Origin of the sequence: Asaia sp. HumB, from assembly GCF_030263835.1 — a bacterium.
GTDB classification, from domain to species: Bacteria; Pseudomonadota; Alphaproteobacteria; order Acetobacterales; family Acetobacteraceae; genus Asaia; species Asaia bogorensis.
The window spans coordinates 350,078-363,377 of the sequence record NZ_JARPML010000002.1; the positions used below are offsets into that span (position 1 = coordinate 350,078).

General features: G+C 61.0%; 17 protein-coding genes. 5 read left to right on the top strand and 12 right to left on the bottom strand.

Features of this window, described 5'->3' with window-relative positions; translation table 11 throughout:
* Positions 1-1,428: an RNA polymerase factor sigma-54 gene (gene rpoN, locus P5689_RS02870; RefSeq protein WP_285532029.1), complete on the top strand. Its 1,428-nt coding sequence runs from the start codon at positions 1-3 to the stop codon at positions 1,426-1,428.
* 69 nt (positions 1,429-1,497) lie between these two features.
* On the opposite strand, the gene P5689_RS02875 is transcribed toward rpoN, so the two are convergent.
* The 3 genes from P5689_RS02875 to P5689_RS02885 form a co-directional block, all read right to left on the bottom strand.
* On the bottom strand, positions 1,498-1,860 hold the full coding sequence (locus P5689_RS02875) for a RidA family protein (RefSeq protein WP_285532030.1): 363 nt from the start codon (positions 1,858-1,860) through the stop codon (positions 1,498-1,500).
* Positions 1,861-1,862: 2 nt separating this feature from the next.
* Positions 1,863-2,117 (bottom strand): DUF1150 family protein, encoded by a 255-nt coding sequence (locus P5689_RS02880; RefSeq protein WP_035443886.1) that lies wholly within the window; start codon positions 2,115-2,117, stop codon positions 1,863-1,865.
* Between the two features lie 84 nt (positions 2,118-2,201).
* Complete coding sequence (locus P5689_RS02885; protein WP_023978508.1) at positions 2,202-2,699, bottom strand: Hsp20 family protein; 498 nt, start codon at positions 2,697-2,699, stop codon at positions 2,202-2,204.
* Positions 2,700-2,888: 189 nt separating this feature from the next.
* Between P5689_RS02885 and def the strand changes: the two genes are divergently transcribed.
* From def to truA, 3 genes are read left to right on the top strand one after another with little or no spacing between them, the layout of a single operon-like run.
* Positions 2,889-3,434, top strand: a complete 546-nt coding sequence (gene def, locus P5689_RS02890) for a peptide deformylase (protein ID WP_023978509.1) — start codon at positions 2,889-2,891, stop codon at positions 3,432-3,434.
* A gap of 4 nt (positions 3,435-3,438) precedes the next feature.
* On the top strand, positions 3,439-4,365 hold the full coding sequence (fmt, locus tag P5689_RS02895) for a methionyl-tRNA formyltransferase (RefSeq protein ID WP_285532031.1): 927 nt from the start codon (positions 3,439-3,441) through the stop codon (positions 4,363-4,365).
* Positions 4,355-5,146 (top strand): tRNA pseudouridine(38-40) synthase TruA, encoded by a 792-nt coding sequence (gene truA, locus P5689_RS02900; RefSeq protein ID WP_285532032.1) that lies wholly within the window; start codon positions 4,355-4,357, stop codon positions 5,144-5,146. The genes fmt and truA overlap by 11 nt, the downstream gene beginning before the upstream one ends.
* A 28-nt stretch (positions 5,147-5,174) precedes the next feature.
* On the opposite strand, the gene P5689_RS02905 is transcribed toward truA, so the two are convergent.
* From P5689_RS02905 to dapD, 3 genes are read right to left on the bottom strand one after another with little or no spacing between them, the layout of a single operon-like run.
* On the bottom strand, positions 5,175-5,810 hold the full coding sequence (locus P5689_RS02905; RefSeq protein ID WP_285532033.1) for a hypothetical protein: 636 nt from the start codon (positions 5,808-5,810) through the stop codon (positions 5,175-5,177).
* Positions 5,807-6,937 (bottom strand): succinyl-diaminopimelate desuccinylase, encoded by a 1,131-nt coding sequence (dapE, locus tag P5689_RS02910; protein WP_285532034.1) that lies wholly within the window; start codon positions 6,935-6,937, stop codon positions 5,807-5,809. Before dapE ends, P5689_RS02905 begins: the two co-directional genes overlap by 4 nt.
* A gap of 2 nt (positions 6,938-6,939) precedes the next feature.
* Complete coding sequence (gene dapD, locus P5689_RS02915; RefSeq protein ID WP_023978513.1) at positions 6,940-7,770, bottom strand: 2,3,4,5-tetrahydropyridine-2,6-dicarboxylate N-succinyltransferase; 831 nt, start codon at positions 7,768-7,770, stop codon at positions 6,940-6,942.
* Positions 7,771-7,981: 211 nt separating this feature from the next.
* Between dapD and P5689_RS02920 the strand changes: the two genes are divergently transcribed.
* On the top strand, positions 7,982-9,007 hold the full coding sequence (locus P5689_RS02920; protein ID WP_081866677.1) for a diguanylate cyclase domain-containing protein: 1,026 nt from the start codon (positions 7,982-7,984) through the stop codon (positions 9,005-9,007).
* Here the strand turns inward: P5689_RS02920 and argB are convergent, their stop codons facing one another.
* The 6 genes from argB to rpmH all read right to left on the bottom strand — a co-directional run bounded on the left by argB (position 9,008) and on the right by rpmH (position 13,249).
* Positions 9,008-9,931: an acetylglutamate kinase gene (gene argB, locus P5689_RS02925; protein ID WP_031240645.1), complete on the bottom strand. Its 924-nt coding sequence runs from the start codon at positions 9,929-9,931 to the stop codon at positions 9,008-9,010. It lies immediately after the preceding gene.
* On the bottom strand, positions 9,928-10,605 hold the full coding sequence (gene yihA, locus P5689_RS02930; protein ID WP_285532035.1) for a ribosome biogenesis GTP-binding protein YihA/YsxC: 678 nt from the start codon (positions 10,603-10,605) through the stop codon (positions 9,928-9,930). The genes argB and yihA overlap by 4 nt, the downstream gene beginning before the upstream one ends.
* Positions 10,602-12,371, bottom strand: coding sequence for a membrane protein insertase YidC (yidC, locus tag P5689_RS02935; RefSeq protein WP_285532036.1), 1,770 nt, complete (start codon positions 12,369-12,371; stop codon positions 10,602-10,604). Before yidC ends, yihA begins: the two co-directional genes overlap by 4 nt.
* Before the next feature lie 164 nt (positions 12,372-12,535).
* On the bottom strand, positions 12,536-12,769 hold the full coding sequence (yidD, locus tag P5689_RS02940; protein WP_336717216.1) for a membrane protein insertion efficiency factor YidD: 234 nt from the start codon (positions 12,767-12,769) through the stop codon (positions 12,536-12,538).
* Positions 12,766-13,107: a ribonuclease P protein component gene (gene rnpA / locus P5689_RS02945; protein WP_285532037.1), complete on the bottom strand. Its 342-nt coding sequence runs from the start codon at positions 13,105-13,107 to the stop codon at positions 12,766-12,768. The genes yidD and rnpA overlap by 4 nt, the downstream gene beginning before the upstream one ends.
* A 7-nt stretch (positions 13,108-13,114) precedes the next feature.
* Positions 13,115-13,249 (bottom strand): 50S ribosomal protein L34, encoded by a 135-nt coding sequence (gene rpmH, locus P5689_RS02950; protein WP_023978518.1) that lies wholly within the window; start codon positions 13,247-13,249, stop codon positions 13,115-13,117.
* Positions 13,250-13,300 lie beyond the last annotated feature (51 nt).

The window sequence follows — 13,300 nt, forward strand, 5'->3', positions numbered from 1 at the left end:
ATGGCGCGCCTCTCGCTTCAGGCGCGTCAGACCGCTGGTCTTGTCATGACCGCGGAACTGCAACAGGCCATCGGTCTGTTGCAGCTTTCGAACCATGAATTGCTGGCCGAACTCTCTCTTCTGGCCGAAGCCAATCCGCTCCTGCTTGTCAGCCCCCCTGCGGGAGAAGCCGGCAGCACGGAACCCGACACAATGGCCCACCCGGACTGGCGGGATAGCGATCTGCCGGGCGATCTCGAGCCTGATGCCAGTGACTGGCACGATGCCGCCTCCTGGGATGATGACCCCATTCTTCGTCATGGCGTGTACGACAGTGACGAGCCGACCAGCCGCGAGCCATCGGCCCCTGCCCCGACACGCCTTGAGCAGTTTCTCTGGCAGATCAACAAGGCCTTCACGCAGCCCGCCGAGCGTCATATTGCGCTGACTCTGCTCGACGCAATGGATGAATCGGGACGCCTCGATACCCCGATACCCGATCTCGCTGCGTTTACCGGCGCAGCGCTGGAAAGCATCGAGCAGGTTCGCAACATCATGCTGCTTTTCGAGCCAGCCGGGTGTTTTGCCACGTCACTGGCTGAATGCCTTGCCGCCCAGTTCAAAGCGAGGAACCGCCATGATCCCGCGGTTGCGACGCTACTGGGTCATCTCGACTGGCTCGCCCGAGGCGAGCATGAGCGCCTGCAAAAAGCCTGTGGCCTTGACAGCCAGGACTATGCCGAGCTGTTGCAGGAGCTACGCAGCTGCGATCCCAGACCCGGCGCAGGGTTCGATCCCCCGCCCCCCGAGCCTGCGCCGGATCTGTTCATTCATCTCGTTGAGGGAGAACCGATTGTTGCGCTCAACGAGGCCACATGGCCGGGGCTGTCGATTGATGAACGCCTGTATCGGCGGCTACAGACCGCTGATCGCGAAGCCCGGGGCTGGGCCCAGGAAAAGAAGCAGGAAGCGCAAAACCTGTTACGCGCTGTTGAGCAGCGTGCCCGCTCGCTCCTGCTGATATGCACCGCCATCGCGCGTCATCAGATCCTGTTCCTGCATAACGGTATCGATGCCCTGCGCCCTTTGACTCTGACCCGCATTGCCGAGGTGACGGGGCTGCATGAAAGCACCGTCAGTCGCGTCACCGCGACACGCATGATCGGCACGCCGCACGGCGTCATTCCCCTGCGGCGGTTCTTTTCCACCGGCCTGGGCGATGAGACGGATCAGACGAGTGCCGAGGCGATCAAGAACCGGATCAGGCAAGTCGTTTCAGCCGAGACGGCTGAGGCGATCCTGTCCGATGAGGCGATTACCCTGATGCTTCAGCGAGGCGGCATCGCCATCCAGCGACGCACGGTCGCCAAATATCGTGAAGCCCTCGGCATTGCAGGCTCGGCGCAGAGGCGCCGGGATTTTCGCATGAAAGCCCGAATGGCATCGTGATGCGTTGGTCGCACCCCCATGCCGCGTCGCTTGGCGCAAGCATAGGGTGAACGAACGGGGATGGTCGGCTCAGATGGCGGCGATAGCTGTGATCTCGACAGCCCATTGCGGATCGACGAGACGCGTCTCGACTGTCGCCCGTGCCGGTTTATGGTCATGGTCGAGCCAGGCATCCCAGGCGCGATTCATCGCATCAATCTCGGTGATATCGGTCAGATAGACCTGCACCGAGAGGAGCTTGGTCTTGTCCGTGCCTGCCTCGGTCAGGAGTACATCGATCTGACGCAGGATATCGGCAGTCTGGCCTTCGGTATCGAGCAATGCGTCATCTGCAACCTGCCCTGCCAGATAGAGTGTATTGCCATGACGCACCGCCCCACTCAGGCGGTGTTCCTCGGCGTAACGCTGGATGGTGTCAGGCGTGGTGGTCATGGTCAGTGTACCCAGGCCGGAATCATTTCATGGTCGACAATGGCTTCGAAGGCGCTCGAACGATCTTCCGCCAGCGCCATCGGGGTGCCATCCGCCGCGTGGATCGCAAAGGCAGCTTCGCCCTCGTAAACCACGGGTTTGACATAGGCGACATGGCTCATCCCGAACGCCTTCAAATCGTCATGCGACATGCGACGCAGATCGGCAACCGGGGCGGGTGCGTCATTTCCGGCATCATCGCGCGTGTTTTTTCTCATCGCTTTTCTCTCTTTTCAGCCCGATACCATGACAGTGCCGGGCTGGTCATCTCGCCAGTTGCCCGAATAAGGCCCTGATCGCCCTCAATCGTCGTCAAGATCGCGTATGGCGCGGGTGCGACGGGGTTTGGGCATTTCGATATGGGTGGCACGCGTCACACCCGTCTCGCGACGCCCGGCGCTGATCTCGATGCGCTTGACCCGAACTTCGGGCTGGGGGCGGAACAGATCGATATAGAGCAGACCGTTATCGAGCCAGGCTTCGCCAATCTCGATGTTTTCGGCCAGAACAAACGCCTTTTGGAACTGACGCGCTGCAATGCCACGATGCAGGAACACGCGACCCTGACTGTCATCGGTCTGGCGGCCACGAATGACCAGCTGGTTATCTTCCTGCGTGATGTGCAAATCGTCCATCACGAACCCGGCGACGGCCAGTGTGATGCGCAGGGTGGTCTGGTTCAACTGCTCGATATTATAGGGGGGATAGCCATCAGAGGCTGTTTTCGAGGCCCGTTCGAGCATCTGCTCCAGATGATCGAAACCGAGAAACATGGGTGACGTAAACAGACGGCCTGACATGCAGCCTCCTCCATGAGCGAGACGGTAACAGAACCCGGCCCTTGATTGCGGCGCCGGATCACTTTCCCGATATGGTCATGTTTGGTGCGTGGTGCAAGCAAGAGCCCTTGCAGGAATTGCCGTTCTTTGAGGTTTATGCCCCGTTTAGAACTGGTTTTCCGGCACCTGACCGATTACATCCGCTCCATCATGACAGCGCTCTCCTTCCTCCCGGACATCGAGTCCATTACGCCCACGCCCATCCTCGTTGCGCCGCAGCCCGTGCTGCGGGCGGTTGCCCGTGAGGTCACGGCTGACGACATGGCTCTCGTCAAGTCCCACCTGCCAGGCATGTTCTCTGCCATGTACAAGGCACCGGGTATCGGCCTTGCTGCCCCGCAGATCGGTCTGGGCCTGCGTTTTGCGCTCGTTGATGTTGCCGATGAGGGCGAGCGCAACCCGATGGTGCTCATCAACCCCGAAATCATCGAGGAATCCGAGCAGCTCGCCGCCCGCGAGGAAGGCTGCCTCTCCCTGCCCAACCAGTATGCAGAGGTCATCCGCCCCCTGAGCGTGCGGATGCGCTATCGTAATCTCGAGGGTGAAGTGATCGAGATGGAGGCCGATGACCTGCTGGCCACCTGCCTTCAGCACGAAATCGACCATCTCGACGGTATCCTGTTTGTCGACCACCTTTCCAAGCTCAAGCGCAACATGATCATGCGCCGCCTCGCCAAGGAACAGAAAGGCCGCTGAAACCATGCGTCTGGTGTTTATGGGCACGCCTGATTTCTCGGTGCCGGTTCTCAAGGCGCTGATCGCCGACGGGCATGAGGTCGTGCAGGTCTATACCCAGCCTCCGCGCCCGGCCGGGCGCGGCAAGGCGCTACGTCCCTCGCCCGTTCAGAGCGCAGCCGAGGCCGAGGGCATCGCCGTGCGCTCCCCGGTCAGGATCCGGCAGAACGAGGAGGAACTCGCTTTCTTCGAATCCCTCCAGGTCGATTGCGCCATTGTGGTCGCCTATGGGCTGATCCTGCCCCAGCGTATGCTCGATGCTCCGAAACTGGGCTGTCTCAATATCCACGCGAGCCTGCTGCCGCGCTGGCGGGGCGCCTCGCCCATCCAGTCAGCCATTATGGCTGGTGATCGCCGCTCGGGCGTGTCGATCATGCAGATGGATGCGGGGCTGGACACCGGCGATGTGCTGGCAGAAGCCGCTGTGGATCTGTCCCCCGCCGAAACCGCCTCAACGCTGCATGATCGCCTCAGCTTTCTGGGTGCAGAACTGTTGCTCGAGACGCTCCGCCGTCCCTTTGCCCCAGTCCCGCAGCCTGAGCAGGGCGTGACCTACGCCGAGAAACTTACCCGCGAGACAGGCCGCATCGACTGGAACCAGCCTGCGACGATCATCGACCGCCAGATACGCGGTCTGACGCCCTGGCCGGGTGCCTTCACCACACAGGACGGGACTGTACTCAAGATCGGTGAGGCAAAGCTTATACCGCTCGCTGCTTCGGATGGGGCGGATGTCCCGGCTGGCACAGTTCTGGATGATGCGCTGACGGTACGATGCGGTGACGATGCCCTGCAGATTCTGCGGCTTCAGCGCCCCGGCAAGGCGATGATGAACGCGACCGATTACCTGCGTGGCACCCCCATGCCGAAAGGCACGTGCCTTGGGCAGTGATGAACCGGCCGGCGGTTATCGCCGCTGGGCGCTCAGAATCGAGTATGACGGTACGGGGCTTGTTGGCTGGCAGCGCCAGAACAATGGCGTGTCGGTGCAGGCCCTGCTGGAAGAGGCTGCATCACGCCTCGTCGGGGATGCCCCCGTCATGACGGCCACGGCGGGGCGTACCGATGCGGGGGTGCATGCCTCTTCCATGGTGGTGCAGCTCGATCTGCCGGATGACCCTCGCCTCGACGCGCGACAGATACGTGACGGCGTCAGCTTTCACCTCAAGCCGCATCGCGTGGCGATCCTGGAGACGGCACAGGCACGCCCGGGCTGGCACGCGCGGTTCTCCGCCATCTCGCGTCGCTATTGCTACACCATTCTCAACCGCCCTACCCGCCCGGTGATCGACCTCAATCACGTATGGCATATACGGCGCCCCCTCGATGCCGGGGCGATGCATGAGGCAGCCCAGAGCCTGTTGGGGCGGCACGATTTCTCATCGTTCAGAGCCGCATCCTGTCAGGCGAGCAGCCCGATCCGCACGCTGGACCGGCTGGATGTCACCCGTGAGGGGACGTTTGTGCGGCTGGACGTGGAGGCACGGTCCTTTTTGCATCATCAGGTGCGCAATCTGGCGGGTTCGTTGCAGCTTGTCGGTAGCGGCCAGTGGCCGGTCGCCCGTATCCGTGACGTTCTCGAATCCTGCGACCGGCGTGTCGCTGGCCCCACAGCCCCGCCGGATGGCCTGTGCTTGATCGGTGTGGGCTACGAGCTGGACCCGTTCACCTGAGCCCTGCCCTGCGCAGGGGCTCAGGCGATCAGGGATGCGGTTTGGGCAGCGGACCCATCAGTTCCTTGAGCGCGTTGTAATGCGGCGGAAGCGCAATGGCGATGAGATAGAGCGACGCCACAGCGAGGTTCACCACAACGACAAGCAGTGCCGCCCTGCCGCCCTTGAGCCCCAGGCCGGATTTGGCCACGAACCATGAGAGCCAGAACTCATAGGCCTCGATACCAATCATGATGACAGCCAGCGCAAGGCGTGATGTCACGATACCGGGCATGATGATCTGCGCGATGCTCAACACCACCAGAGATAACACCATCGGCAGCCATGCTGACCACAGCAATGCCGTAGCGTAGCGCAACCAGCCCTCCGCCTTCCCCCAGACCGAAGCCAAAGCTTGGGAAACCACGAGACGCAGCAGCAGCGCCGTGATCAGGATCAGAACCTTGGTGACCTCAGTGGCATCATATCCCTGCACGAATTGCGACAGGGCCAGAACCAGAAAAAGGGCGGCACTCGGTGCAATCGCCGAGAGAAGAGCTTCAGGCGTATTGCCGAAAGACTCGATCCCTTCGGCCTTGCCCCGGCCCAGACGCACCACGCCACGAATGATCCGTGTTGCGGCACCACCAGGTGTTTCCGCCGGAGGAGTTGAACCGGGTGTCACAATCCGAAGGCCTCAAGAAAATCACGATAGATCAGGACAAGCATTTCCAGATCGGCAATCGCCACACATTCGTCTGCCTTATGCATGGTCGCACCGACAAGACCGAATTCCGCCACAGGGCAATAGGACGCGATAAACCGCGCATCGGACGTGCCGCCGCCTGTATCGAGGGCAGGCACACGCCCCGTATGACGGGCGATGACACTGGAGAGGGCTTCGACGGGCGCACCGGGTGTGGTCAGGAACGCTTCACCGCTGATGCTGGCCTCGACATGACCGGCAGGCGCATGACGCGCAACCACCTCCCTGATCCAGGCAACCAGATCGTCCCCCTTGTGGGCCGTATTGAACCGAATGTTCAGCAGCGCCGTGGCCCTGGCAGGAATGACATTGGTCGCCTGATTGCCGACATCGACACTGACAACCTGCAGCGATGATGGCGCAAAATGCTCATTACCCTCATCCAGCACACGCCCGGTCAATTCGCTCAGTATCGGCAGCAGGCGATGCACCGGATTATCTGCGAGATGCGGATAGGCCACATGCCCCTGCACACCCTCGACGGTGATCCAGGCATTGAGGCTGCCACGACGCCCGATCTTGATTACCTCACCCATGCGGGCGGGGTTGGTGGGCTCACCCAGAAGGCAGAAATCGGGACGATGCCCATGCGCCACCATCCAGGGGAGGACTTCTTTTGTGCCGTGCAGTGCCGGCCCTTCCTCGTCCCCTGTGATCAGAAAGCTGACAGACCCCTTGAGCGGACGCTCGACCAGCAAAGAGGCGACAGCCCCTACAAAGGCGGCGATGCCGCCCTTCATATCGGCAATACCACGCCCGTAGAGCATGCCATCAGCGTGCTGGGCACCAAACGGGTCATGCACCCAGCCTGGGCCAGGCGGCACAACATCAGTATGTCCTGCAAAGCAGAGATGCGGCCCCGACGCGCCAAGCCGTGCAAAGAGATTGGGCGTGCGCTCGCCCTCCGGGCCGCAGTCGACCCGCTCGCAGGTAAAGCCCATCCCCTCAAGCGTGCGGGACAGGACATCCATCGCCCCGTCATCCGCCGGGGTTACGGAACGGCAGGCAATCAGCTGGCCCGCCAGGGTCACGGCATCGAGCGGCACAATCAGTCGCGCAGCAATTCGTTGATGGAGGTCTTGGAGCGCGTGCGCTCATCCACCCGCTTGACGATGACGGCGCAGGCCAGATGCGGCGCATCGGGGGTACGGCCCGGCAGCGTGCCCGGCACAACGACGGAATAGGCCGGCACACGACCCATGAAGATCTCGCCGGTGGCACGATCGACAATCTTGGTGGACGCACCAATGAACACACCCATGGAGAGCACGGAGCCGCGCTCGACAACCACGCCTTCGGCCACCTCGGAACGCGCGCCGATAAAGCAATCATCCTCGATGATCACAGGGGCCGCCTGGAGCGGCTCAAGCACGCCGCCAATACCGGCACCGCCGCTGATATGGACGTTCTTGCCGATCTGGGCGCAGGAGCCCACGGTGGCCCAGGTGTCAACCATCGTGCCGCTATCAACGCGCGCGCCGACATTGACGAAGCTTGGCATCAGCACCACGCCGGGAGCGATATAGGCCGAGCGACGCACGATGGCGCCCGGCACGGCGCGGAACCCGGCCTCTGCAAAGCGGAACTGGTCCCAGCCGTCGAACTTCAGGGGTACCTTGTCAAAGCCGGGAACGCCTCCGCAGGCACGTTCGGCCACGCGGCTATCCGTAATACGGAAGGAAAGCAGCACCGCCTTCTTGAGCCACTCATGGACAACCCAGCCACCATCCGTGGGTTCGGCCACGCGCAGCTTGCCCTCATCGAGTGATGTCAGGGCCTGTTCGATCGCCTCACGCGCCTCACCTTCCGTATGGGCGTTGAGCGTGTCACGACGCTCCCATAGGGAGTCGATCACGGTGCGGAGATCGGAAACAGGCATTATCAGCCATCCTTTGACAGGGTTACTCGAGTGAGCGGACCATGCTCAGGACGCACCCGGAAGTCAACGAATCTTCCGCAAACGATGCGTTAAGGAGTAATTAAATACCCCGGCTTATAGTCAATGCGAGCCGTCACCGATAAAGCCCTGCTATCAATTTCGGTCTCTCGCTGCTGGCCTGACAGGCCACCCCCCGGTTCCAGGAACAATCATGATGGACGCCCTTTTTTCCGACATCATGCGCTCGGCTCGTATCCGCCTGTCACGCGCCTTCCCCTCCCCACGCCGCAGACAAAACCCTCATGCAGAAGAGGCAGCTCTTGAAGCCAGACTTCTCGAAATCCTCCGCTCTGCCATATCGGTTCCGGACGGACTGAAACAGGCTTTCGACCATTTTTGCCTCGTCACGCGCCCAGAGCGCGGTCTGATCATGAGCTCAGGCCCTCTCGTCATACCGCCGCCCACTGAACCGCAAATCCATATCCTCCACTCGTGGCCGATACGCGACGGCGATTTCCGCAGCCGTCTGGGCGGCATCAGAACCACAACCAATCTTTGTCTGCGGGCCATTGCGGAGATACGCCATCAGGGAGAGATTGGCCTTGTCGTCTATTATGGGTGTCGCATGTCGCGCCGGCGCACGGCATCGTGCCGCCGTATCCTCAACACGCTGGCGCAGACCGCGGCGGCCATGATCGAGGTGGATCATCGCTATCGTGCGCTCCTGCGTGCCCTTCCCTTCGACCCGCTGACCCATCTGCCAGTCTGGTCGCTGTTTCGAGAAAAGGTTGAGCGGCGTTTTGCACGGCTGGACCGCGAGCAGATCCCGGCCACGCTCATGCTCGTAAGTTTCCATGGCTTGCTTGACACACCCAGCGAAACGGTCGAGGCCGATGAAGCTGTGGAACAGATCGCCCATGTGCGTGACGCCATCAGTTTTCTCCAACGCGCCATACGCCCGACAGATCTGATGGGACAGCTGGATCGTGAAAGCTTTGTTCTCTGGCTCGATGGCGGAGACCGCTTTGCCTCGGTCGAGCGGGCCGAACAGATCTGCCGTCGTAAATATATGTGCTCAGCCGGCGCCAATCCGCTTGTTTCGGTCAAGATCGGGCTCGTGACGCGTGAGCCAGGATCGCATGATACGCTCGATGTGTTTTTCGAGAGAGCCCGCATGGCTCTCTCGATTGCCCAGGAGGCAAACCTGGACTGGTACTTCGCGCATGAAAGCGCGTGATCAGGCGGCGCGGATGAGCGTGCCTGATCCCTTATGCGTGAAAAGCTCCAGCAAGCAGGCATGAGGCACACGACCGTCGAGGATCACAGCCGCACTGGCACCTGCCTTGACCGCAGCGAGACAGGTCTCGACCTTTGGAATCATGCCACCCGATATCGACCCGTCGGCAATGCGGCGACGCGCCTCATCAGCCGTCAGTTCGGGAATGAGCTTGCCATTTTCGTCAAGCACACCCGCCACATCGGTCAACATCAGCAGGCGCGACGCATTGACGCTACCAGCGATGGCACCAGCCGCCGTGTCGGCATTGATATTATAGGTCTCGCCCTTATCGCCTACGCCAACCGGTGCGATGACAGGAATAAGCCCCGAACCCAGCAGGGAAAACAGAACGCGGGGGTCGATCTTGACGGGCTCACCCACAAAACCGAGATCCTGCGCCTCATCATTGCCCGAGCGGGCATCGCGGCAGTAATGCAGGAGCTTGCGCGCCTGCAGCAGGCCACCATCCTTGCCCGAAATGCCGACAGCCAGAGCCCCGGCGCGATTGATGAGGTCGGCCACCTGCTTGTTGACACTGCCCGAAAGCACCATCTCGATCACGTCGATCGCAGCCTGATCGGTCACGCGCAGGCCATCGACAAAGCGGGATTCGATGTTCAGGCGCTTGAGCATGGCGCTGATCTGCGGGCCGCCGCCATGCACAACGATGGGGTTGATGCCCACGAGCTTCAGCAGGGCAATATCGCGCCCGAAAGCGCTGGACAGATGATCCTTGCCCATGGCGTTTCCGCCATATTTCACGACAATGGTATCGCCCGCATAGCGCCGCAGAAACGGCAATGCGCTGGCCAAAAGAGCCGCCTGCTGCTGCCCCTCATCACTCATGTCCGGAAGCGTCAGCTCCGGGATATCCTTACTCATCCCTGCATCCCCTCAGGTGACGCACCAGCGATAAGCCGGGCGATCTCGGCACGCAATGTCTCGATGCCCAGTCCGGTCTCGCTGCTTGTGGTCGCGATATGTGGATAGGCCGCGGCATGTTTGGCCAGCACGGCCTGCACCTCGGCCATCTTGGCCTTGAGCTTGTTCGACCCCATCGAGTCTGCCTTGGTCAGTACGACCTGAAACAGCACTGCGGCGCGGTCGAGCATTTCCATCACGTCGCGATCTGCCTGCTTCAGCTCGATACGGGAGTCGAGCAGCAGAAAGACGCGCGTGAGCGTCGGGCGTCCGCGCAGATAGGCAAACATCATGGTCTGCCATTCTTCCTTGACCGACTTGGCCGCCTTGGCAAAGCCATAACCCGGCATGTCCACCAGAGCGAGACGATCACCAAGATTGAAGAAATTGAGCTGCTTGGTGCGTCCCGGCTCGGAAGAGGCGCGGGCCAGTCTGTTACGTCCGGTCAGGGCATTGATGAGGCTTGACTTGCCCACATTGGAGCGACCGGCAAAGGCCACTTCCGGACCGGCAAGCGGGGGAAGCTGGTCGAGCTTTTGCGCACCGAAAAAGAATTCGCATTCCGATGCGAAAAGCAGACGACCTTCCTCGATCTGCTCGTCACTGAAGACTGTCGGATCTTCTTTCTGGCTCACGACTTGCTGACGGCCTTTCCGCCTTTCTTCTGGGCACGATCGATCTGGCTCTGGATCAGCTTCTGCTGACCATAGCTGAGTACGTTGTTCCATGTGTAGTAAATGATGATACCTGCCGAGATACGACCAAGGAAGATCGTATAGATGACCGGCATGAACTGCATGATCTTCTGCTGCGCCGGATCCATGCTCACCATGCTCTGACGCTGCATCAGCCAGATGGTGAAGCCGAACAGGATGGGCCAGATGCCGATATGGAGCATCTCGGGCATGAAGCTCGGGTTGAATGGCAGCAGGCCAAACAGATTGAAAATGGTGGTCGGGTCGGGCGCTGACAGATCGCGGATCCAGCCATAGAAGGGCGCGTGACGCATCTCGATGGTGATGTTCAGCACCTTGTAAAGGCAGAAAGCAACCGGGGCCTGAACGAGCAGCGGCAGACAGCCTCCCGCCGGATTGACACCCTCTTCCTTGTAGAGCGCCATGATCTGCTGGTTCTGCGCCAGCTGATCGCCCTTGTTGTGCTCACGAATGGCCTGAATACGGGGGGCCAGCGTGCGCATACGCGCCATCGAGGCGAAGGATTTCGTCGCTAGGGGGTAAAGGATCAGCTTGATGATCAGGGTCAGGATCAGCAGGGCGATGCCGAAATTGCCGACATGACTGTAGAGCCAGTGCAGCACATGGAACATCGGGCGCGTCAGGAACGCAAACCAGCCGAAATCGACGGCCTTGTAGAAATAGGGAATATGCAGATCGTCGGTGTACTGGTCGAGGAGATTGACTTCCTTCGCACCGGCAAAAATCATGCTTGTCGTGGCAACATTCGAACCCGGCGCGATCTGGATCGGCTGGCTCGAGAGCGCATCGACAATATATGAGCCTTCCTTGGCGTTGGGCACGTAGCGATACCGTACGGTCACCGCAGCCTTCTGGTCGGGGATAATGGCCGTCAGCCAGTACTTGTCGGTGATTCCGGCCCAGCCACCCACGCCATCAGCCGACCAGGCGGTGTTGTCGGGCTTGCCAGCGCCCTTGCGCATGGTCTTGTAGGATTCCTCGTCCAGACGGTCATTCATGACCGAAAGCGGGCCTTCCTGCACGATCATACCGCCAGTTTCGAGCGGCTTGTAATCACGCTCGACGCGCTGATAGGGCGTGAGAGAAACCGGCCCACCGGCCTTGTTCTCGACACTCTGGGTGATCGCGAAAAGATAGCGACGATCAAGCTTGATCTGAATTCGGAAAATCAGACCCTGACCGTTATCCCACTGCATGGAAACCGGGTGGTCGGGCGAGAGCGTCTTGTCATCGCTCGACCAGTCGGTATTGGCATCCGGCAGGCGTATCGTAGAGCCTGATGGCGCCTGCCAGCCCAGTTCGACAAAGCTCGGCTGCGGCCCTTCATCCGTCTCCAGGAGGCGAACGAGCGGCGAATTCTTGTCCAGCGTCTCGAAATAATGCGTGAGCACCAGATTGTCGAAACGGGCCCCGCGCAGGCTGAAGGATCCGGTTGCATCCGGCCCCTCAATGGCAATGCGTCCAGCCGGTCCGTTGGGAACAGCAGGCCCATTGGCAGGTGCGCCGCCCGGCGCGGCGACAGGCAGGGCCGAAACCTTGCCATCAGCTCGGGGCTGCTTGCCCTGAACCTGCCCGGCCGTCTGGGTTTCAGCATCTTTCTTTGCGTGCTGAGGCACGAAATAATCGAAGCCGACCACGATCGCGAGCGAGAGACTGGTTGCCACCAGGATGCGCTTGATATCCATCAGCCGAGTGCCGGTCTTTCCATGAAAGTAAACAATTCTGCGCGCCCGGCGGCAGGATGCCACGGTCGCAGCCGTTGAAGTGACCGAAATCGGGTCACAAAACAATAGGGCGGAGGTGAATTAGGCGTTTTACAGCCCCTTGCAACCATCCAAAGCCGCCCCGTTCAGGGCACGGGGTCATATCCGCCGCGACAATAGGGGTGACAGCGCAGCAGTCGCTTCACAGTCAACCATATCCCGCGCACCAGACCGTGTCGGCGCAACGCCTCCTGGGCATAGGCACTGCAGGAGGGGTGAAACCGGCAGTTCGTACCGAGTTGGGGACTGATATAGCGGCGATAGACATGCAGACCGCCGAGCAGGCACGAAAGCAGAAGCTTTCTGCCCAGGCCGATCACAGGGCCTGACCTTTTTTCAAGGCATGTTCGAGATCGGCAATCAGCTTGCCGAAGGGCCGGCCACGTGTCGAATCGCGGCCAATGAGCACCAGATCCACTGCGCTCAACGCATGGTCCTGCGCCACATGCGCCAACGCCGCCCGAAGGCGGCGGCGGGTGCGGTTACGCACAACGGCGTTCCCGACTTTTTTGGTAACCGTGTAGCCGACGCGGGCCGGCGCCTCGTCTTCGGTCTTCAGAACCTGAAGCACGAGCCCCGATGTGGCGACCTTGCGCCCGCGGCTCGCAACCCGAAGAAATTCGGGTCTTTTCCGAAGTTTTTGAGGCAGGCCCGCCAAGTCGGAGTCAGGCCGAGAGCTTCTTGCGGCCCTTGGCGCGACGGTTGTTGATGACGCGACGGCCACCGACGGTTTCCATACGTGCACGGAAGCCGTGGCGACGCTTGCGAACGAGCTTGGACGGTTGATATGTACGCTTCATGGCGTCATTCCTCAAGGCAATGAATGATGGTGAGGCCCCTGGCTTCACCCC

Coding starts and splice junctions, on each gene's coding strand:
- rpoN (WP_285532029.1), top strand. CDS start 1: ATGGCGCGCCTCTCGCTTCAGGCGCGTCAGACCGCTGGTCTTGTCATG.
- P5689_RS02875 (WP_285532030.1), bottom strand. CDS start 1,860: ATGACCACCACGCCTGACACCATCCAGCGTTACGCCGAGGAACACCGC.
- P5689_RS02880 (WP_035443886.1), bottom strand. CDS start 2,117: ATGAGAAAAAACACGCGCGATGATGCCGGAAATGACGCACCCGCCCCG.
- P5689_RS02885 (WP_023978508.1), bottom strand. CDS start 2,699: ATGTCAGGCCGTCTGTTTACGTCACCCATGTTTCTCGGTTTCGATCAT.
- def (WP_023978509.1), top strand. CDS start 2,889: ATGACAGCGCTCTCCTTCCTCCCGGACATCGAGTCCATTACGCCCACG.
- fmt (WP_285532031.1), top strand. CDS start 3,439: ATGCGTCTGGTGTTTATGGGCACGCCTGATTTCTCGGTGCCGGTTCTC.
- dapD (WP_023978513.1), bottom strand. CDS start 7,770: ATGCCTGTTTCCGATCTCCGCACCGTGATCGACTCCCTATGGGAGCGT.
- P5689_RS02920 (WP_081866677.1), top strand. CDS start 7,982: ATGATGGACGCCCTTTTTTCCGACATCATGCGCTCGGCTCGTATCCGC.
- argB (WP_031240645.1), bottom strand. CDS start 9,931: ATGAGTAAGGATATCCCGGAGCTGACGCTTCCGGACATGAGTGATGAG.
- yidC (WP_285532036.1), bottom strand. CDS start 12,371: ATGGATATCAAGCGCATCCTGGTGGCAACCAGTCTCTCGCTCGCGATC.
- rpmH (WP_023978518.1), bottom strand. CDS start 13,249: ATGAAGCGTACATATCAACCGTCCAAGCTCGTTCGCAAGCGTCGCCAC.